Origin of the sequence: Ochrobactrum soli (assembly GCF_003664555.1) — a bacterium.
Taxonomy (GTDB): Bacteria; Pseudomonadota; Alphaproteobacteria; order Rhizobiales; family Rhizobiaceae; genus Brucella; species Brucella teleogrylli.
This window is the reverse complement of the sequence record NZ_RCHH01000018.1, coordinates 26,634-46,455: the sequence shown is the minus strand read 5'-3', so window position 1 is coordinate 46,455 and position 19,822 is coordinate 26,634. Positions and strand designations below refer to the sequence as shown.

Sequence of the window (19,822 nt, the reverse complement as noted above, 5' to 3'; positions counted from 1 at the left end):
CAGATTGCAACAGAAAAACGCGCATAGCGAGTTTCGCTGGGGGATATGGGGAACTGGCGCCATTGCCAGCGCCTTCGCAGCCGATATCGCTGCCGTTGAAGGCATGCGCGTTTCCGCCGTCTGTTCGCGTACGCTGGAAGCGGCGGAAGCTTTCGGCAACCGTATCGGCGCCGCCAAGACCTTCAACACGGTCGGCACATTCCTTGCAGACCCGGATATCGATGCGGTCTATATCGCAACGCCCAGCGCCATGCATGTCGCGCAGACCTTGCAGGTCATTGCCGCAGGCAAGCCCTGCCTGACCGAGAAACCGCTGGCGCTTGATGCCGCTGGCGCGGGGCGTCTTTCGGCAGCCAGCGAAATCAGCGGGACTTTCGTGATGGAGGCGATGTGGTCAAGGTTTCTTCCCGCCATACAGGCAGCGAAACGCCACATCGAGACGGGCACCATCGGCAAGGTCACGCGCATCGACGCGGACCTCTCCTATCTGCGCGCCTATGACCGGCAGAGCCGCTTCTTCGATCCGGAACTGGGCGGCGGGGCAGCCTTCGACCTCGGCGTCTATCCGGTCTCGCTGGCGCTGTTCTTCATAGGACCGCCGGAGCGCTCGCAGGGCCGCTGCAAACGCGCCGATAACGGCGTCGATCTGCGCACGGAGATCGAACTGTTCTGGCCCGGCGCGGAAGCCCGGCTCTCCTGCGGCTTCGACCGGGATGGCGACAATCGTATGCTGATCACGGGAACCAAGGGCGCGCTGTTGTTGCACGGACCTTTCCTGAAGGCCCAGCGCCTGACTGTCTATTCCGCTGGTGCATCGAAATCACCCTTTGGACCAGGCAAAGGCTCCGGCCTGTTTGGCAAGATCATCAACCGCCTGCCCCTGCCGGGTCGCAAAATCGAAAACCACACCTTTTCCGGCAACGGGCTTCAGTTTCAGGCGCTGGCCGTGCGCGATGCCGTGCGCAATGGCGCGATTTCAAGTCCGGTCATGCCTCTGACGGACAGCACAGCCGTGGCGGACATCCTGCATCGGATCGTATCGAGCGATTAGAAACTGCTCTTCATCTGATACGGCACCGCGCTGTCGCCAGCATTGTTGAGCGCCAGCGCGATTTCGGTAATGTGCAGCGCCACATCACCGGAAAAGAACGCCGTCGCGCCCGTTTCGATGGCGCGCGCCTGATCGGCGATACCGCGTGCAAAATCGATCTGCGACGGGTAAGCAGGCAAAGCGGATTTACCGTCCTTTGGATAGGATAGCTTCTTTCCGGCAACCGGCTTCCACGACAGGAACTTGCCGATCCGCACTTCAAGGATGATGAAAAGCCGCGCCCAGAACCGCGTCTTTTCATCCGCCTTTTCAAGCCGCACGGCAGAGCGGTTGTCCCACAGATCGTCCACGCTGATCGAGCCCTTGTCACCCACCACCGTCAGGCTGCGGTCGCGCGGCATGGCGAGACCCGATGTCAGCCGCGCCACAAGGCCCGACTTGAAACGCAGGCAACCGACCGAAAAATCGGGAGCCATGTGGAGATGTTCCGTGCCCGGCCCCTTGTCGGGAAAGGTGATCGCAGAAAACGCCGTGACGCTTTCCACCGGGCCGAACAGCGAAACCAGCCATGACAGCGCATAGCCTGCATGTTCGAGCGTGCAGCCGATTTCAAATTCGTGCAGGCCGGGCCAGGCCGCGCCGGAGGCCGAGCGCCATGTGGACCATCTGTCGCGAAAAACCGGGCCGTCTTCCATCTGCGCATAGACGAGACGCGGCGTGCCGATAGTGCCGATAGTCGAGGAAACCAGCCGCTGCGCATCGCTGAGACCATTGGCGGGTGCAGCGGCCAGCGTCAGGCCGCGGCTCGCGGCAAAATCGACCAGCGCGCGCGCCTCATCGAAACTCATGGCGAGCGGCTTTTCGGAATAGACATGCTTGCCTGCGGCGAGTGCCGCCCGCGAAATCTCATAATGGCTTTCCGGCGTCGTCAGATTGACCACGATCTGCACGTCCGGGTCTGCCAGCACGGCATCGAAACTGTCATAGACCTGCACGCCATAATGCGCCGCAAATGCCTTGAGCCGCTCCGGCGACCGATCATAGACGCCGCGCAGCACCAGTTCGGGATAATTGCGTAGGGTGGTCATGTAGTAATCGGCGACGAAACCCGTGCCGACAATTGCAATATTCATGAATGATCTCCGGTAGAAGCGGCCAGCCTTTTCGGTATGCTGATTCTGGATGTCAGTCGCAGCCCGAAAATCCCCAACAAAGTGGTGAGCCAGACCGGGTCCACGCGTCGGAAGAAGAAGCTTTCCATCATCGCGTTCAACGTGCAGAAGAACACGATCATCAGGAAGTAATCGGCCAGAAGCAGGTTTTCGCGCTGCGGCCTGCACCGCATATAATTGACCAGCGGCATCACGATGATCACCGCCACGCCGCAGATCAACCCCGGAATGCCCATGGCGATGACCAGATCGAGATAGCCATTATGGGCATGGACCATGTTGCGCACATCCCAGCCGAGATAATAAGGATTGGCCGCCTCCAGCGCGATGGGCGATTTCCAGAAGCTTTCATAGCCATAGCCGGTCCACAATCGGCCCGGCAGATTTTCGATTGCAAATTGCCAGATCGACACGCGCCCGGTGAAAGTCGCGTCAATGCCGAGGCTCTCGACAAATTGGCGGACCGGATCGAACAGCACCGTCCCGAAAGTAAGGAACGCGAACAGGAACTGAATGGAAAAAATCGCCGCAACGGTCAGAAATCGCAGGCCGAATGCACCCGGCACCATTACCAGCAACATGGCCATCGGCACCAGCGCCATGGTGGTTTTCGAGCCGGTCTGCGCGACGAAGAACAAGGCCGACAGGCCAATCAGCACGCCGCTGACGCGCCAGCCCCGCCGCCAGAGATAAAGCCCTGAAAAGGCGAAAGCCGCCATGACGGGACCGGCCACATTCTTGTGGCTGAAGACACCGCGCCAGAGATAGGAGTTCTGCGGTTCGATCGGGTCTGCACCATGGGTTGCCCCCGCAGGCAACAGCACCACCCCAGCATAGGAAATAACCAGCACGACAGATGCTACCGTCATCAAAAGTCGTGCATAGCCATCGCCGTCCTGCGGCAACGCGAGAACCGCGACGACACAGCAAACGCCGATCATCGTGAAAATAGCGCCGCGCATGACTACAGCCGGATAGATGCTCTGCATGAGCGACGCGAATAGCAGGAGAAACATCAGCGACCAGCCGAAGCCGACAATCCGCGCCACCTTTCGCGGGTCGGCCAGCGTGGCAAGCGCCAGCATGGCCATGACACCCAGAAGGCTGAAACCGAGCTGGTTGATGATATCGCCGCCGCCACCGCCATCGGTTTCCGGCTCGGGCATGAATGGGCGAAACGAAATCATCAAAATGCACATGATGATCATGGCGGCAGCGAGCGCCACCTTCCGCATTTGCGCACGGTGCGCCCCCGCAACCCCGGCTGCGACAGCACTGGGTGCGCCGCTGTCAGTTTTTGTCCGGGTTGCGATACTGCTCATGCTCATATCCAAAATGCGCCATGACCCGGCCCAATCCGACATGGATATAATAGGCGCCGACGGAAACCCAACGCGCCTGAACCGCCTTGTAGACCGCCTTGAACGGCGAAAAGCCCAGCAGAAACGCGCTCTTGAGAAAGACCCGCGCCGCGCTGAACGGTTCGTCCTTGCGCTTGCGCCGCTCCATCATGGTGGAAATCATGCCATTGCGCAAACCGCGCGCCCGAATCCAGTCGGCTTCCAGCCGCCGCGCCGGGACGGTTTCACGCACCGGGGCTTCCGCGCACCAGCCTGTCTTGAAACCCTTGGCGACGGAACGGCTGATGAAATCCGAATCGCCGCCGCCGGTGAAGTTGAACATCGGATCGAGAAACGGAAAACCCGCCGCTTCCAGCACAGGCCGCGCCACAGCCAGATTGCCGGATGAATAGAGCGTCGGCACCGGTCCGCTCTGCTGATAGGTCGGCAGGAAAACCGGATGCCGCGCCCACGCCTCCGAGCCCGGGCGGTCGAAAACCGGCACCTGCGGGCCACCGACCAGATCGACGCAATAGCGTTCCGCCGCAGCGATCATATTTTCCAGCCATGACGGGTCGGCCAGTTCGTCGTCATCGATCACCAGCACATGCTTCATGGCGGGGAAATAGCCAAGCGCTGTCAGCCAGGCCGCATTATAGGCGTTGCAATTGCCGCGCTGCATTTCCACGATCACCAGACCGCGATAAGTGCCCGCCGCAAAAAGCGGTGCCGCGACCGCCGCGCCCGCGCGTTCCTCCGCCTCGTTTTCCACCACGATGATCGCGAATTGCCGTCCGGTCACCTGCCCCTTCACGCTTTCCAGCGTGCGCAGGAGATGTTCGGGGCGGCGAAATGTCGGCAGCGTCACGACCACCTCGACATTTGCAAAATCCAAATGGGGTGTTTCAGCAATGACTTGAATATGATCGGGAAGCTTCGGCGTTCTGTTGTCCATTATATTTTCAACCGCCGCCCTATTTCCCAATGCAAAACCAATTGGCACTCTTGCCGGAAATGCCCTATTTTTGACACGTAAACTTCTCTATGCCACATCAATTCTTCAATCGGTGCGGTTGTACTGAAAAACAGCGCTCCATCCGATTCAACAAATTGTTTTCAAGCCCTTATTACCAGCCGAGCGTTTAAGGATCATTTACACCGCGCGGCTATGAATCGGGGAATAAGAAATACGGCATATCCGCAGGAGTCGAATTGCAACCGTTGCGTCTTGTCTTCGTGACATCCCTCGTACCCCACGAAGATGCTTCGACTGGATATGAAGTCGCCAATGCCGCTGTCATCGACGGGCTGCGCCGGGCGGGTGCACAGGTCACGGTCATCGGCTTCACATGGCCCGGGCGCAAGGCTGCAACCGACCGTGATGTCGTCGTGCTGGGCGAAGTGGAAGTGCGCACCGAAGGCGCAAGTGCGGCGCAGAAAATCGGCTGGGTGGTCAAATCCTTCCTGACCGGGCTGACGGTTTCCTCCGCCAAGCTGCGCGTCATTTCCCCGATGAAATTTCATGACGCCATCGTAGCTTGCGGCGATTTCGACGCCTATGTGCTGAATGGTGTTGCCCTGCCGGGCGCGTTCGAAACGGTATTTCGCGACAAGCCATCGCTTTTTGTCGCCCATAATGTGGAACACCGCTCAGCGCGCGAAAACGCCGAAGACGCCAAGGGCATCATCCAGAAACTTCTGTTCGCCCGCGAAGCCCGCATTCTCAAGCGGCTGGAAAAGCGGCTCTGCGACAATGCAGATTTCGTCTTCACCTTTGCCGAGGATGATGCGCCAGCGTTGGGCCTGTCGCAGACAAAAGCCGCGACCTTCCCGCTGGTCATGCCAGCCGGGCGCGTATCGGCCAAACGCGATATCGCCTATGACCTCGCCTTGATCGGCACCTGGACATGGCACCCGAACCGGATTGGCCTTGAATGGTTCCTCAAAGAAGTGAGGCCTTTGCTGCCCGCAAATATATCCATCGCGATCGCCGGCAGCACGCCAGCTGATCTGATTGCCGCATGGCCGGGCGTGAATTTCGTCGGCAAAGTACCGGACGCTACCGCCTTCGTTGAAAGCTGCGCCGTCGTGCCACTGATCAGCCGCGCAGGCACGGGCGTTCAGCTCAAGACCATCGAAACCTTCGAGCTTGGCATGCCAAGCGTCGCCACCGCGCATTCTGTGCGCGGCATCGCCCGCATTCCTGAAAACTGCACCCTTGCCGACACGCCAGCGGCATTTGCAGCGGCGATCCAGACGCGCATTGCCAAAGCCCGCGCAGGTGACCGTCAGATGCTCGACGGCAAGGCGTTTACCCGCTCGCAGATCGACGGCATGGATCAGGCGCTTTCACGCGGGCTGGATGCGCTCCGTCTCGCGTCAAAGCGTGCGGACGGAGCGCAATGATGCCGGAACCAAGCCCCGTTCACGCCCGCAATATTCTCGGCATCAAGGTCACCGGTTTCAACTGGGACCAAGCGCTCGACTTTTTCGACAAGGCGCTCGAAGACGGACAATTCCTGCGCGTGGCATGGCTCAATGCCCATTGCGCCAATGTTGCCCATGCGGATGCGACCTATAGGCAGGCCTTGCAGAGTTTTCTCGTGCTGCCGGATGGGGTCGGCGTCGATATTGCAAGCAAGATCGCCTATGGGCAGAAATTTCCCGCCAATCTCAACGGAACGGATTTCGTGCCGCGCCTTCTCGGCCATATCAAGCGGCCCCTGCGCATCGGGCTGATCGGCGGGCGGCCCGGCATCCCCGAACAGGCTGCCGAAGCTTTTCGCGCCCGCGCGCCGCAGCACGACTATCGGGTCTTTGCGGACGGGTTTTTCGGAAGCCACCAGATGACCGCCATCCTCGACCGGCTGGCGGAATATCGCCCGGACATCGTGCTGGTCGCTATGGGGGTGCCCTTGCAGGAATTGTTCATCCGAACCCATATCACGGCAGCGCATTGCACCATGGCCTGCGCGGTTGGCGCCTTGTTCGATTTTCAGGCAGGCGCCACCGAACGCGCGCCGCAATGGGTGCGCGACATGCGCCTCGAATGGGCCTACCGGCTGATGCGTGAGCCGGGCCGGCTGGCCGGGCGCTATCTCGTCGGCAATCCGCTTTTCCTGTGGCGGGTCGTGCAGCATGCAGTTTCGGGATATTTCAGACAGGACAAGCGATGAAAACGGCACTGGTAACGGCAAGCTACCACAAGGATTTCGAGCGTTGCAAATTGCTGTGCGAGACCGTGGACCGTCATGTCAGCGGCTTCACCAATCACTATATCCTTGTCGAACCGCGCGATGTCCCGCTTTTCCGGCAGCTGGCCGGGCCGCGCCGCATCATTATCGACGAGCGCGAGTTACTGCCGTCCTGGCTGCGCGTGTTTCCCGATCCGACATCGTTCGGCAAGCGCCGCATCTGGCTGTCGCCCAAAACAAAACCGCTGCGCGGCTGGCATGTGCAGCAATTGCGCCGCATCGCGGTGGCGCAATTGCTGGAGGAAGACAGCTTTCTCTACATGGATTCCGATACGGTTTTCCTGCATCCATTCGATTGCAACAGCCTGTGGCATGGCGAGCGGCTGCGCCTCTTCGTGCGCCCCAATGCGCTGGCCGATCCGAAATGGACGGAGCATCCGTTCTGGTCGGCCAATGCGGCAAAAATTCTCGGCATTCCCGAGACGAAAACCTCGCTCAATGATTATGTCGGCCAGCTGATCGCATGGCGGCGCGACACGATGCTTTCCATGTGCGAGCGCATCGAACAGCAGACCGGACGCCACTGGGTGGCGGGCATCGGGATGAACCGCCGTTTCTCGGAATGTTTCATCTATGGCCGCTATGTGGAAGATGTGCTGAACGGTTCCGGTCACTTTACCGACACGCATGATCTGTGCCGGGTGATGTGGTTCGAGCCGCCGCCGACCGAAGCGGAATTCCGCGCCTTCATCACCGAAATGGAACCCTATCAGGTTGCCATTTGCATGCAGTCGTTTCTGGGGCTTTCAGCCGACGATATTCGCCGCATCACCAGCGGCTGACCTTAAATTCGTTTGGCTGGGAGCTTCAGGCTCGTATAGGTGAAGACCAGCGACAGGATATAAAGCGCGCCGAAGACAAGATTGAGGCCCGCAATCCAGTCATTGCCGCCAGCGGCATGCCTGAGCAGAAGCCAGACAAACAAAGCCTTGGCAGCCGTCATGATAACGAGGCTGAGCGTCCGCAGGCCCGACTGGCCGCGCGCATAGAGAAGCTCGGTCTGGTATTCGATCAGATTGCGGAACCCCGGCACCAGCAGAACCAGCGGCAGCAGGCTGACAATGGCCGCGACATTGGCGCCGAGCGCATTGGGAAACACCCAGAGGAAGATCGCAAGTACCGCAAGCCCGCCCGTTGAGACGGCAAACACCGACGCTTCCAGCCCGGCGCGCAGACGCAGGCTCGACAGCATGTCGGGCTTGCGCATCAGCTTTTGCACCAGCATCATGTTGAAGGAGCGTACCGGCAGCGCCGTCAGATCGACCAGCCGCATGACAATGGCATAAAGCCCGGCTATTTGCGGCCCGCCAACACTCAGCACCAGCAACTTGTCCAGCTCGCTTTGCACATAGAAAAGCAGTTCCGCCCCGGCGACCGCAACCGAATCCGCGATGCGGCGCATATAGAGTTTTGGCCGGAAACGAATTTTCCGTCGCGGATAGAAGCAGATCGACACGGCAAGCGCCGCGGCATTGGCCGCAAGATACCACCATGCCCAGTGGGCGACGTCATGCACCGTCGCCATCCAGGTGAACAGCACCGCCGCAACCGCGCGCGTGACCGTGCCGAAAATGACGAGGCTTGCCGAAATGCCGAAACGGTTGAGGCCGTTATTGACGATGATGATGACTTCCGCCGACCGCCAGAACAGGGCTTCCGCCGCGATGATAATGGCGAAAGGCAAAAACGTGATATCCCGGCTGAAGAAGACCAGATAGACGAGCCAGGAGCAGAGCGCGAAAAGCGGCAGCGATCCCACCACCGCCATGAGATAACCCGCGCTATAGGTACCGAGAAGATGCGGCTTGACGGTGGCGATGCGATAAAGCGGCGAGGTAAAGCCTAACGACACAATGCGGGACAGCATGACGCCCGTGCCCGATGCGGTTGCGAAAATGCCGAAATCGCCGGTTGGCAGGGTATTGGCAAGCGCGATGAAATAGACCAGCGAAACCACGAGCCGCCCGACCGAACCAGAGACGAGCGACAGATAATCCCTGAACAGGCCGGACTTGAGACCAGATTTCAGGCGATCCATTTTTTGAAATGCTTTCGCTATCACCAACGAACCTTTGTCTTCGTCGCATCGCTCATGATCTCGCATGTTTCACGGGCCGAAGCGAAAAGCCAGCGCAAAACCCGGCATACGATATTGAATGGTTAACCGGTTGCATTTTCCATCGGGAGAATTGCAATAACATTAACCAATTTTTTCCCGTAGGCACTTACAGTCTCAACCCAAACGGGTTTTCAGAGTTCGGATATTTCAGGCAATGAGCAGCGATGATAAGCGTCATAAAGAGGGGAGCGGGAAACCCCTTCTCTCATTCTCCGACGCGCCAGCTGCCGTAAGCCGGACATCGAACGCTCCGACGCCACCCCAGGCACCTCCCCAAACACCCCCGTGGACTCCCCCCGCTTCGAAAGAGGAGCGCGAGGATTTCACTCGTACGCACGATCTCAACCCGGAGCGGCTGACCGAGGAAGAACTCGAAGCCTTGCAGGAACGGCTTGCGGCCATCGAGACCGAGCTTGACCGCAAGCTGGTCGAGCGCCAGCGGCGCAAGCGGGTCGCGCGCGAAAGCGAGCCGCCGCTTGCTGATGAAACAAACCATCACGAACCGGGGGCCGCGACCCCACCCGCCACCACGCAACCCGCCCCACAGGCCGGAAACGGTGATTCCGGCGATGGCTGGCGTCCGCTGATCGACCCTTATGCGGCAATCGACGTCATCAAGGGATCGCGCAAGCTACTGCTTGTCACCACCGTTCTCGGCGGCATTGCCGGTGTGCTGATCGCACTTTCCATGCCGACCATGTATGTGGCGACGACCGATGTTCTGGTCGATCCACGCAACATCAAAACGGTGGGCACCGAACTGACCCCCGGCCAGCTGCCCACCGACGCCTCGCTGGCGGTGGCGGAAAGCCAGGCGCGTATCATCGGTTCCAGCAGCGTGCTTTTGAAGGTGATCGACCAGACCAAGCTTACTGAAGACCCGGAATTTAACGGGACGCTGGTGCCAACCGGTGTGGCCGGTTTCTTCGCGCAGATCCGCGACATGCTGTCCACTAAGAAGACAAGCGACGGTCAGGCGCTGGAAACGCGGGTTCTCTACAATCTCTACAAGGCGATGACCATCGCTCGCGATGCCAAGACCTTCATCTATTCGATTTCGGTCAAAACCCGCGATGCGCAAAAATCGGCCTCACTGGCCAATACGATCAGCACGGTGTTTCAGAACGAGCTTGCCTCGATGCAATCCGACGCAACGCGCCGCACATCGGAAGAATTATCCACCCGGCTGGCCAGCCTGCGCGCAAGCGTCGAGCAGGCGGAAACGGCAGCAGCCGATTTCCGCGCCGCGCATGATCTCGTGGATGTTGACGGCAAACTGATCAGCGATAGCGATTTGAGCTACCTCAACCAGCAGCTTTCCAACCAGCGCGCCGAAACGATGCGGTTGCAGGCCCGCACGCAGGTGATGAACAGCGCCACATCGGACAATGTGGTGGCCGGTACATTGCCGGAAGAGTTGCGTTCCAACACACTGACCACTTTGCGCGCGCAATATGCGCAGGCAAGACAGGCGGCCAACGGCATGTCCTCGCAATTGGGGCCCCGCCATCCGCAATTGATACAGGCGCAATCGCAGGCAGGCGCAATCCTCGGCGATATCGACGCCGAACTGCGCCGCGTGCGTTCCTCGCTTCAGGTCGAGGTGCAACGTTCGGTTCAGCAGGAGAAGGAATTGTCGGCTCGTCTGGCGCAATTGAAAGCCCAACAGGCCAACAATAATGGCGATCTGGTCAAGCTGCGCGAACTGGAGCGGGAAGCGGCAGCGCGCCGCTCCGTCTATGAAGCCTTCCTCCTGCGCTCGCGCGAAACCGGCGAACAGGAAGGCCTCAACACGGTCAATATCCGTGTGCTTTCGGAAGCGCGTCCGCCGCTCGATCCTTCGGGAAAATCGCGCAAGCTGGTGGTGATTGCAGGATTGATCGCCGGTCTTCTGGCGGGGTTTGCCATCACAGCCGTCCGCAATTTCGGACGGCTGCTGCGGCTTTCAAGATAGTCTCAGGCGGCGCGCGGCACCTTGCGGCCACTTGCCCGCAGAACGCCGTGGGCACCGTCGAGGTGGCCGGGCTTCAGTTCAAGCGCCAGAAAACGACGCTTTTCATAAGGGCCGGGCATGGCCAGTTCGCCGGTCTTTTCTGCCGTGAAGCCGAAACGCTCGTAATATTCCGGATCCCCCACCAGCAGGATCGCGCCATGGCCAAGCGTGCTTGCTTCGGCAATCGCATGACGCATCAGGGCCGAACCCAGGCCGCAACCGGCAGCCAACGGATCCACAGCCAGCGGCCCAAGCAGCAGCGCGGCAACCGGAAAGCCGAAGGCGTCGATGCCAGCCTGCACATTCCACAGGCGAACGGTGCCAGCGAGAGCGCCATCGGCGCTCTCGGCAGCAAAGGCCAGCCCTGCGGCGGGAAGACGACCGCGACGCAGCTTTTCCGAAGACTTTCTGCGGCGACCTTCGCCCATGGCACGGTCGAGCAGCGCCTCGCGCGCCAGCACATGCTCTACCGTCTCGCCCGCTATCGCAAAAGCAGGCGCAGCAACGGGGGCAAAGCCCGGCACGAAGCCAGCGGCATCATTGTCCTGAAAATCGTGAATTGCATTCATCACATCTATCCCCGCAAAGCGGCAGCAGCACACCCTGTCTAGTGCCTTGCGGCACCAGACAGATTGAGAGGATCCTCAGGGTTAAACCTGAAAGATCAGATGACGTAGGATCGGAGCGGTTCGAAGCCGTTGAACGCCACCGCCGAATAGGTGGTGGTGTAAGCACCCGTGCCTTCGATGAGGATTTCGTCACCGATGGTCAGCGAGACCGGCAGCGGATACGGCGTCTTTTCGTAAAGAACATCCGCACTGTCGCAGGTCGGGCCAGCCAGTACGCAAGGCTCGGTTTCGCTACCGTCATGCGGGGTCACGATCTGATAGCGGATCGCCTCGTCCATGGTTTCGGCGAGACCGCCAAACTTGCCAATGTCGAGATAGACCCAGCGCACATTGTCGTTGTCCGCCTTGCGGGAGACCAGAACCACTTCGGTCTTGATCACGCCTGCATTGCCGACCATGCCGCGGCCCGGTTCGATGATGGTTTCCGGGATGCGGTTGCCGAAATGCTTGGACAGCGCGTCGAAGATCGCCATGCCGTAAGCCTGAGCGGTCGGCACGTCCTTGAGGTAACGGGTCGGGAAACCGCCGCCCATATTGACCATGCGCAACACGATGCCTTCATCGGCAAGGGTGCGGAACACCGATGCCGCATCGCCAAGCGCGCGGTCCCAGGCGGAAAGGTCCGTCTGCTGCGAGCCGACATGGAACGACACGCCATAAGCGTCGAGACCGAACACCTTGGCATGACGCAGCACGTCCACGGCCATTGCAGGCACGCAGCCGAACTTCCGCGACAGCGGCCATTCGGCGCCTTCACCGTCGGTCAGAACGCGGCAGAACACGCGGCTGCCGGGAGCGGCGCGCGCAACCTTCTCGACTTCCTCCACGCAATCGACCGCGTAGAGACGGATGCCCAGCTCGAAAGCGCGCGCAATATCGCGCTCCTTCTTGATGGTGTTGCCGTAGGAAATACGGTTCGGTGTTGCGCCGGCTTCCAGCGCCATTTCAATCTCGGCAACCGATGCGGTATCGAAGCAGGAACCGAGCGAAGCGAGCAGGCGCAGGATTTCCGGCGCAGGATTGGCCTTCACCGCATAGAAAATGCGGGAATAGGGCAATGCCTTCTCAAAGCTCTGATAGTTCTCGCGGACAACATCGGTGTCGACGACGAGGCAGGGACCGTCCGGGCGACGGGTGTTGAGGAAATCAATAATGCGCTGTGTAGCCATGGTCGTTCTCCTGCGGCGACCCTAACCGGGCCGTTTTTGGTGCGCAATCGCGAAAAGTTGCTGCCTTTTCTGACAAATGCGCATAAAAACAAATACTTAGAGCATCGCCCCACCCCCAAGGGGCAGGAAATTCTCTAAGAGACAAAGGTGCATGAGACCCTCGCCGCGAAGTCAGCCTTTGGAGGCGCTGATATCACACGAAAGAGCATGCGGCGTTGGAACAACGCTAGATCCGCGTTATTCCGCTTTGTCTGCCTTGGATTGGAATTGGAGAACCGCATCCGCACTACCGGCAATGAAGGTGTGCCTCTTCAGTAATTTCGGCTTTTGGACAGCCGAAAGACACCAGAAAGGCCCGCACCGTCGTTGCTTCAAGATGTCCTCGATCTGGCGGTTGGCCAACAGATCGACTGGAGCGGTTAGGTCCAGGTACCGTACCGAATTCCTCACCATTCGAGGATCGGCGGACACCCACAGGCACGTGCGACTTTGGGCAAGGGCGATATAAGCGCAAAGCCGTGACCATTCAATGACAAATCTTTGTCGAAATGAATTTATTTTTCGACCGTTTTGGAGGCAAAGCGCGCTTGCCATTGTTCAGCAAGAGTGAAACATTCCATCGGAAATCTTCACTTTCTATTCAAAATACAGGCAGATTCCTGCCCCTAATGGTGAACAATGACCACCTTCGATCCTTTCAATGCGATCATCGCGAAGCCCGAAAATCCCCTTCCCCACGCGGAAAATGGACCGCTTTTCGGCGAGCGGCTGGCGGTCAAGGACATATATGATCTGGCTGGAATGGTCACCGGATGCGGCAATCCGCAGATTCTGGTCGAATCACCCCCCGCTCAAAAATCCGCTCCCGTGGTCGAAAAGCTGCTTGGCGCTGGTGCCGAAGTCATCGGCAAGGCCCAGACGGACGAGCTTGCCTTTTCGCTGATGGGGCAGAATTCGCATTATCCCCATCCCATCAATCCTGCCGCGCCGGACCGCGTGACGGGCGGGTCGTCGTCGGGCTCCGCGGCGGCAGTCGCAGGCGGGATCGCCGATATTGCGCTCGGCTCCGATACGGGCGGGTCGATCCGCGCGCCTGCCAGTTTCTGTGGCCTTGTTGGCCTGCGCACCACCCACGGCCGCATCCCGCTTGAAGGCATCATGCCGCTCGCACCGTCACTCGATACGATCGGCTGGTTTGCACGCGACGTCTCGCTTTATGAAAAGGTGGGCGCGGTCCTGCTGGGTGGAGACGAACAGTCGTTTCAGCTGACCCAGCTTCTCTATATGCCGGTTCTGGAGCAGCTTCTGCTCGGACAGGCGGAAACCGACGCCTATCGCGCCATGTTCGGGGCAATTCGCCCGCATTTTTCGGGCCTGAAGGCGGCGAGTCAGCCAACCCTGTCCATCGACGAACTTTATCTCGCCTTCCGGCAGATACAGGGCGCCGAAGCTTGGGCAAGCCACGGCGCATGGATATCCTCCGGCGAACGCCAGCTCGGCCCGGGTGTCGTTGATCGCTTTACCTATGGATCGCAGATGACGCCCGAGATCGTGGCCCAACAGCGGACGAGGCGCGCGCGTTTCACGCAGGAGCTTGAGGCGATCATCGGCGATCATGCCGTGCTTGCTTTGCCCACGGTCCCCGGAGCGGCACCGCTCGCAAACGAACCTTTCGAGGCCTTGCAGGCCTATCGTGAACAGGCATTGCGCTTGCTTTGTCTTTCGGTGCTTTCGGGTCTGCCGCAAATCACATTACCACTTGGGCCGCTGGGCGAAGTGCACGGCGCGCCCTTCGGCATATCTCTCATCGGGCCACGTGGCAGCGACCGGGCGCTGATCGCGCTTGGCAAAACCATTCTTGAAACGCGGGGCTAAAACAGATGGACACGCTGACACGTATGCGCGCCTTTATCGACGTGGTGGAGGCGGAAGGGTTTTCTGCCGCAGCGCGAAAAATCGGGCGCTCCAAAGCCCTTTTGTCCAAATATGTGCGCGAGCTGGAAGACGAGCTGGGTGCGCGCCTTCTCAACCGCACCACGCGCCAGTTTTCGCTGACCGAGGCGGGGCACACCTATTACCACCGGGCCGTGGAAATCATCCGCGAAATCGACGCGCTTCAGGATGCCGTCAGTGAAACCAGTTCCGATGCGCGCGGGCGCATAAAACTGTCCGCGCCACGCACCTTTGCCGATGCGGTGATCGGCCAGTCGCTGATCGATTTCTGCCTTGCGCATCCTGAAATCGTGCTCGACGTGCGGCTGGACGACCGCTTTGTCGATCTGGTCGAGGAAGGTTTCGACCTCGCGATCCGCATCACGCGCTTGCAGGATTCTTCCCTCATCGCGAAGAGGCTTTCGCCCTTCCATTCCATCCTGTGCGGTGCACCGGCGCTGATCGCCCGCGTCGGCAAGCCCGAACGACCGGAAGACCTGACCGACAGGCCCTGCATCATCGACACCAATGCCCGCTCACGCAACAACTGGCACTTTCGCAACACGGATGGCTCGATGATGACCGTGCCGGTCAATGGCCCCATCGAGGTCAACAGCCCGGTCGCCACCAAAAACGCCGCTCTGGCGGGTCTCGGCTTCTGTTCGCTGCCCGCCTTCATCGCCGAAGAAGAAATCGAGCGCGGCAGGCTGGTCGCCTGTCTCGACGAATTTATCGTGCGGGACGGCGGCATCTATGCGGTCTATCCGCATCGGCGCTATCTGCCGGCGAAAATCCGCGCGCTTGTGGATTTTCTCACACAATGGTTCAAGGAACGGGAGCAAGGCGGAGCCGCGAAAAGCCCGACTTCATAAAACTATCGGCGTTTTGGGCTATGTGTCCCACTTTCGCCGTCTTCGGCTTCGAGCATTAGGTAGTACTTACGGAAAGACTATATGCAGGTTTCGTCATCGCGGTTCAAAGCCCGGTTCGCCCGGACCACCACAGCGGCCCTTCTGGCTGCTGGCCTCGTGCCGACGGCGGCGCTTGCCCACCCGCATGTCTTTGCCGAAGCGCGTCTGGAACTCACCATTGCGCCGGACGGCACGGTTCAGCAGCTCGCCCATGTCTGGCGCTTCGACGATGTGTTTTCGTCAACCGTGCTGATGGAATTCGACAAGAATGGCGATCTCAAGCTCGACCATAAAGAGCTGATCGATCTCGGCCATGTCATCAATGAATCCATTGCAGAGTTCAAATATTTCCAGACCGTTCAGGAGGATGCCAAGGATGTCGCGATGGTGAGACCCAACGATCTTGCCGCGACCTTTACCGACAACCGCCTGCTGATCGTCTTCACCAGCAAGCCCGCCAAGCCGCTCAAGCTGCAGCCCGGCCACAAGGTGAGTTTCGGCGTCTATGACCCGACATTCTATACCGCGATTGACTATGTGGACGACAAGGAACTTGTGGTGAAGGGTTTGCCGCAGGGCTGCAAATCGACCGTCGTGCGCCCCGATCCCGATCAGGCCATCGCGCAAAATCAGGCAACGCTGACCGAGGCCTTCTTCAACGATCCGGCGGGCACCGACATGTCGAAGATTTTCGCCACCCGCCTTGAAATCGACTGCGCCGCGAAAGGATAGACGAGCCGATGAAGAAAACGGCAACGCTCATACTCACCTTTGGTCTGACGATCCTCGCCGCGCAGGCGCTTGCGCAATCGTCGCTTGGCATCGGTGCGAATGAAGTGGCCATGACGCCGACCGGACCGTTCGCGCATATCATTCTCTGGATGAACGAGCAGCAGCGCGCATTCTATCTGGCCATGACCACCGCGCTGAAAGCCATGCGCGAAGACCCGTGGCAGGCGTCCATCCTCATCGCTCTTTCCTTCATCTATGGCATATTTCATGCCGCCGGTCCCGGCCACGGCAAGGCGGTGATCTCCTCCTATATGATCGCCAATGAAACAGCGCTGCGGCGCGGCATTTTCCTGTCTTTCATCTCGTCGCTGTTGCAGGCCATTATGGCGATTGTCGTTGTTGGCCTCGCATGGCTCGTGCTGCGCGGCACCGGCATTTCTATGAACCAGACGGCGCGCTATATGGAGATTGCCAGCTTCGCGCTGGTCCTGTTCTTCGGCCTGTGGCTTCTGGCCCGCAAGCTGCCGCTTCTGTTCCGCAAACCCAAAAACGCAGCACCGCTTTTTGCGAGTGCACCGCAACCGGCCATGGCAAGCGGCCCGGCATGGCAGGGCAGCATTTCGCAGGCCACGCGCGCGGCAGCAGGCGGCAGCACGGTCAAGCTCAACTACAAGCCAGCCGCAGCGGCGGCGACTGCGACGGACCACGCCTTCATCGGGGATAGCGATGTCTGCGCCGCCTGTGGCAATGCCCATATCGCCGATCCCTCGACACTTGGCGACAACTTCAACTGGACAACGGCCTGGTCGGCGATTTTTTCGGTCGGTCTTCGCCCCTGTTCCGGGGCCCTGATCGTGCTGACCTTCGCGCTGCTCAACGGCCTGATGCTGGGCGGATTACTCTCCGTTTTCGCCATGGCCTTCGGCACGTTTCTCACCGTGGCTTTTCTCGCCACACTGGCGGTCACAGCCAAGAATGTCGCCCTGCGTTTTGCGGGCAGCAACGCCATGTCCGGGCGATTGAAGGCAGCAATCGAGGTCTGCGCCGCCCTTTTCATCGCGCTTACCGGCGCGTTGCTGCTGAGCGCCGCATTGGCCGGCTAAATGCGGTTCGCTTGCTGCGGCTGAATCGACCTGTCGCGTCGGCGAAATTAAATCCGATAAGGGTGGTTTTGCACGTATTCCCCCAGAAAAGGCGGCTATAAATATCGGAAAATTATACCGTATTGCCGATTTTTATAAAATAATATTCTAATATTAATATCGGATCGGCTCTCCCGGAAACCATTCAAATGAACCGTTTCGATGGCTAGTCATTTCAAGAGGATGTTCCTCAACATTAATTCATTTCAACGTGTATGCCCTCATTTTTCATAATCCCCCTGTCAATCAAAACAGAAGGGATTCTTGGTTATGAAAACGAACGGGCAGCGCATTTTCTCTGCAGTCATCGCTCTGGGAATGCTCGGCGCAACAACGGGCGTTTCCTTCGCCCAATCGGCGGCAAGCGAGGCAACGGCACCGGCTGGGACCTACAAGCTTGATCCGACACATGCAGCCTTGCTGTGGTCCCTGAAGCATAACCAGATTTCCAACTATACCGCCCGCTTCAACAAGTTTGAGGCTACGCTGAAGCTCGACCCGGCCAAAATCGAAAATTCCTCGATCGAAGTGACCATCGATCCCACTTCCGTCGCCACTGCCTATCCGGCGGACTACAAGGCCACGCATGCCTCTTCCGGTTATGCAACCTGGGACGAAGATGTCAGCCGCTCGCCCAACTTCCTGAACAGTGACGCCCACCCGACAATCACCTTCAAGTCCACCAAGGTCACGTCGACCGGCGCAACAACGGCTGATGTCACAGGCGACCTGACGTTTCTGGGTGTGACCAAACCCGTCACACTGAAGGCGACGCTCCAAGGCGCAATCGACAGCCATCCCTATGAAGGCGTGCCTGCGGTCGGATTTGCCGCTGAAGGCACTTTCAACCGCACCGAATTCGGTCAGCCGCTTGGCCCGGTCGGCCCGGAAATCACCATTCGTTTCGATGGGGAGTTCATTCAGGAAGCGAGCTGACGCGCGCTTGACTGAAACCCACCGGCTGCGCCTCCTCCCAAGCCGGGCCGGTGGGCTTGCGACATTTCAATCACGAAGTTTTTTTGCCCGGTGTCGCAATGGCGACATCTGGGCACCGACCCGTCAGGATGACCATGAACACTCATCCCCGCTCAACGTCCTCCCGCTACAGCGCGATTGCCATTCTGTTGCATTGGGCGATTGCCATTCTCGTCATATCCATGATCCCGATGGGCTGGTGGATGGTGAGGGCCATCAACAAACCGGACACGCAGCAGCTCGCCTATCAGCTGTTCCAGCTGCATAAATCCATCGGCTTCGCCATTCTGGCCCTGACCCTGCTTCGCGTGATCTGGCGCCTGACCCACCCGGTTCCGGCACTGCCATCGGACATGAAGGACTGGGAACGCGTGCTGGCGCGCGCAACCCACATTGCCTTTTATGCCCTGCTGCTGGCCATTCCACTGACCGGCTGGGCCTATGTCTCGACCGGCTGGGCGATCAGCACGGATCGCCCGCTGATGGTATCGACCTCGTGGTTCGGTCTGTTCGACGTTCCACCAATTCCAGCCATGGACGGCATGCGCAATGTTGCCTTCGGTGCCATGGGCGCCCATGCTTATATGGCCTATGGGGGTGCCGCTCTCATTGTCCTGCATGTTGCCGCCGCGCTGAAACACCAGCTGATTGACCGCGACGGCGTGCTGGCCCAGATGCTGCCTTTCCTGCGCGCGAAAGATCATGGGGACACGGCGCTTCCCGGAAGGGCGATGTTGCCACGCGGCCTCGGGATCGCCTTCATCGTCATGATCGGGCTTGCGGGTTTTACCATGCATCTGCCCACCACCCCTCCGCCAGCACAGCTGACCGTCGCAGAAGCGACGCCGGTGGCGGCCTCCCCAGCCGCAGAAGCCACAACGGCAGACGCCAATGCCACCAGCTGGGCTATTGATCCGGCTGTATCGGCCATCCGCTTCACCGGCACCCATGCAGGCAAGGACTTCGCCGGGCATTTCAGCGAGTGGACCGGCAATATTCGCTTCGATCCCGACAATCTTGCCGGATCGAAAGCCGTGATCACAGTCAATACCGGCTCGGCCACAACCGGCGATGCCACGCAGGAAAGTTCGCTCAAGAATGGGGAATGGTTCAATCCCCGGCGCTTTCCAGAAGCGCATTTCGAAACCAAGAGCTTCCGCTCGCTCGGCGGCGAGCGCTATGAAGCCGACGCTATCCTGACGATCAAGAACAAGGCCGTGCCGGTCGTTCTGCCCTTTACCTACAAACCGGAAGGTAACATCGCCACCGTGGACGGCAATATCGAGCTTGATCGCGCAGCGCTTAATCTCGGGATGTTTTCCGATCCGGCTGCGGAATGGGTGTCCAAGACGATTGCCGTCACGATCAATGTCACGGCAGCAAAAAGCTGATGCCGAAAACAA

The 19,822-nt window shown here is 59.5% G+C and carries 17 protein-coding genes; 11 read left to right on the top strand and 6 right to left on the bottom strand.

From position 1 onward, the window contains the following. The first annotated feature begins 4 nt into the window (after positions 1-4). Complete coding sequence (locus tag D8666_RS20705) at positions 5-1,051, top strand: Gfo/Idh/MocA family protein (protein WP_121539239.1); 1,047 nt, start codon at positions 5-7, stop codon at positions 1,049-1,051. Here the strand turns inward: D8666_RS20705 and D8666_RS20700 are convergent. The 3 genes from D8666_RS20700 to D8666_RS20690 are packed head-to-tail and all read right to left on the bottom strand — an operon-like array spanning position 1,048 to position 4,518. After that, a complete protein-coding gene (locus D8666_RS20700; protein ID WP_121539238.1) occupies positions 1,048-2,184 on the bottom strand; it encodes a Gfo/Idh/MocA family protein in 1,137 nt (378 codons plus the stop codon). The two genes, D8666_RS20705 and D8666_RS20700, sit on opposite strands and share 4 nt — an antisense overlap. Next, positions 2,181-3,545, bottom strand: a complete 1,365-nt coding sequence (locus tag D8666_RS20695) for an O-antigen ligase family protein (RefSeq protein ID WP_109367742.1) — start codon at positions 3,543-3,545, stop codon at positions 2,181-2,183. The genes D8666_RS20700 and D8666_RS20695 overlap by 4 nt, the downstream gene beginning before the upstream one ends. Continuing rightward, positions 3,514-4,518, bottom strand: a complete 1,005-nt coding sequence (locus tag D8666_RS20690) for a glycosyltransferase family 2 protein (RefSeq protein WP_109367743.1) — start codon at positions 4,516-4,518, stop codon at positions 3,514-3,516. The genes D8666_RS20695 and D8666_RS20690 overlap by 32 nt, the downstream gene beginning before the upstream one ends. A 257-nt stretch (positions 4,519-4,775) precedes the next feature. Here D8666_RS20690 and D8666_RS20685 point away from each other — a divergent pair, with 257 nt between their 5' ends. Genes D8666_RS20685 through D8666_RS20675 form a run of 3 tightly spaced genes read left to right on the top strand, consistent with a single transcriptional unit; the run spans position 4,776 to position 7,599 of the window. Next, positions 4,776-5,969, top strand: coding sequence for a glycosyltransferase family 4 protein (locus tag D8666_RS20685; RefSeq protein WP_121539237.1), 1,194 nt, complete (start codon positions 4,776-4,778; stop codon positions 5,967-5,969). After that, complete coding sequence (locus tag D8666_RS20680; protein WP_109367745.1) at positions 5,969-6,739, top strand: WecB/TagA/CpsF family glycosyltransferase; 771 nt, start codon at positions 5,969-5,971, stop codon at positions 6,737-6,739. The genes D8666_RS20685 and D8666_RS20680 overlap by 1 nt, the downstream gene beginning before the upstream one ends. Further along, complete coding sequence (locus tag D8666_RS20675; RefSeq protein WP_109367746.1) at positions 6,736-7,599, top strand: DUF6492 family protein; 864 nt, start codon at positions 6,736-6,738, stop codon at positions 7,597-7,599. Before D8666_RS20680 ends, D8666_RS20675 begins: the two co-directional genes overlap by 4 nt. Before the next feature lie 2 nt (positions 7,600-7,601). Here D8666_RS20675 and D8666_RS20670 read toward each other — a convergent pair whose 3' ends face one another. Continuing rightward, positions 7,602-8,879, bottom strand: coding sequence for a lipopolysaccharide biosynthesis protein (locus tag D8666_RS20670; RefSeq protein WP_109368026.1), 1,278 nt, complete (start codon positions 8,877-8,879; stop codon positions 7,602-7,604). Positions 8,880-9,090: 211 nt separating this feature from the next. Between D8666_RS20670 and D8666_RS20665 the strand changes: the two genes are divergently transcribed. Continuing rightward, positions 9,091-10,890 (top strand): GumC family protein, encoded by a 1,800-nt coding sequence (locus tag D8666_RS20665; protein WP_109367747.1) that lies wholly within the window; start codon positions 9,091-9,093, stop codon positions 10,888-10,890. Positions 10,891-10,892: 2 nt separating this feature from the next. Here D8666_RS20665 and D8666_RS20660 read toward each other — a convergent pair whose 3' ends face one another. Together D8666_RS20660 and odc2 are read right to left on the bottom strand one after the other, a co-directional pair. Further along, entirely contained in the window at positions 10,893-11,498 is a 606-nt protein-coding gene (locus tag D8666_RS20660; protein ID WP_109367748.1) for a GNAT family N-acetyltransferase, read from the bottom strand. Positions 11,499-11,593: 95 nt separating this feature from the next. Continuing rightward, complete coding sequence (odc2, locus tag D8666_RS20655; RefSeq protein WP_109367749.1) at positions 11,594-12,727, bottom strand: ornithine/lysine decarboxylase; 1,134 nt, start codon at positions 12,725-12,727, stop codon at positions 11,594-11,596. A gap of 678 nt (positions 12,728-13,405) precedes the next feature. Between odc2 and D8666_RS20645 the strand changes: the two genes are divergently transcribed. The 6 genes from D8666_RS20645 to D8666_RS20620 all read left to right on the top strand — a co-directional run bounded on the left by D8666_RS20645 (position 13,406) and on the right by D8666_RS20620 (position 19,810). Next, positions 13,406-14,602 carry an amidase gene (locus tag D8666_RS20645; protein ID WP_121539236.1) on the top strand — a complete coding sequence of 399 codons (1,197 nt, stop codon included), beginning with the start codon at positions 13,406-13,408 and terminating at the stop codon, positions 14,600-14,602. A gap of 5 nt (positions 14,603-14,607) precedes the next feature. After that, positions 14,608-15,531, top strand: a complete 924-nt coding sequence (locus D8666_RS20640; RefSeq protein WP_109367752.1) for a LysR family transcriptional regulator — start codon at positions 14,608-14,610, stop codon at positions 15,529-15,531. Between the two features lie 81 nt (positions 15,532-15,612). Continuing rightward, positions 15,613-16,302, top strand: a complete 690-nt coding sequence (locus D8666_RS20635; RefSeq protein WP_121539235.1) for a DUF1007 family protein — start codon at positions 15,613-15,615, stop codon at positions 16,300-16,302. Between the two features lie 8 nt (positions 16,303-16,310). Beyond that, on the top strand, positions 16,311-17,405 hold the full coding sequence (locus D8666_RS20630; protein WP_109367754.1) for a nickel/cobalt transporter: 1,095 nt from the start codon (positions 16,311-16,313) through the stop codon (positions 17,403-17,405). Between the two features lie 309 nt (positions 17,406-17,714). Beyond that, a complete protein-coding gene (locus tag D8666_RS20625; protein ID WP_109367755.1) occupies positions 17,715-18,380 on the top strand; it encodes a YceI family protein in 666 nt (221 codons plus the stop codon). Positions 18,381-18,514: 134 nt separating this feature from the next. Then, on the top strand, positions 18,515-19,810 hold the full coding sequence (locus tag D8666_RS20620; protein WP_235859031.1) for a cytochrome b/b6 domain-containing protein: 1,296 nt from the start codon (positions 18,515-18,517) through the stop codon (positions 19,808-19,810). Positions 19,811-19,822: the final 12 nt, after the last annotated feature.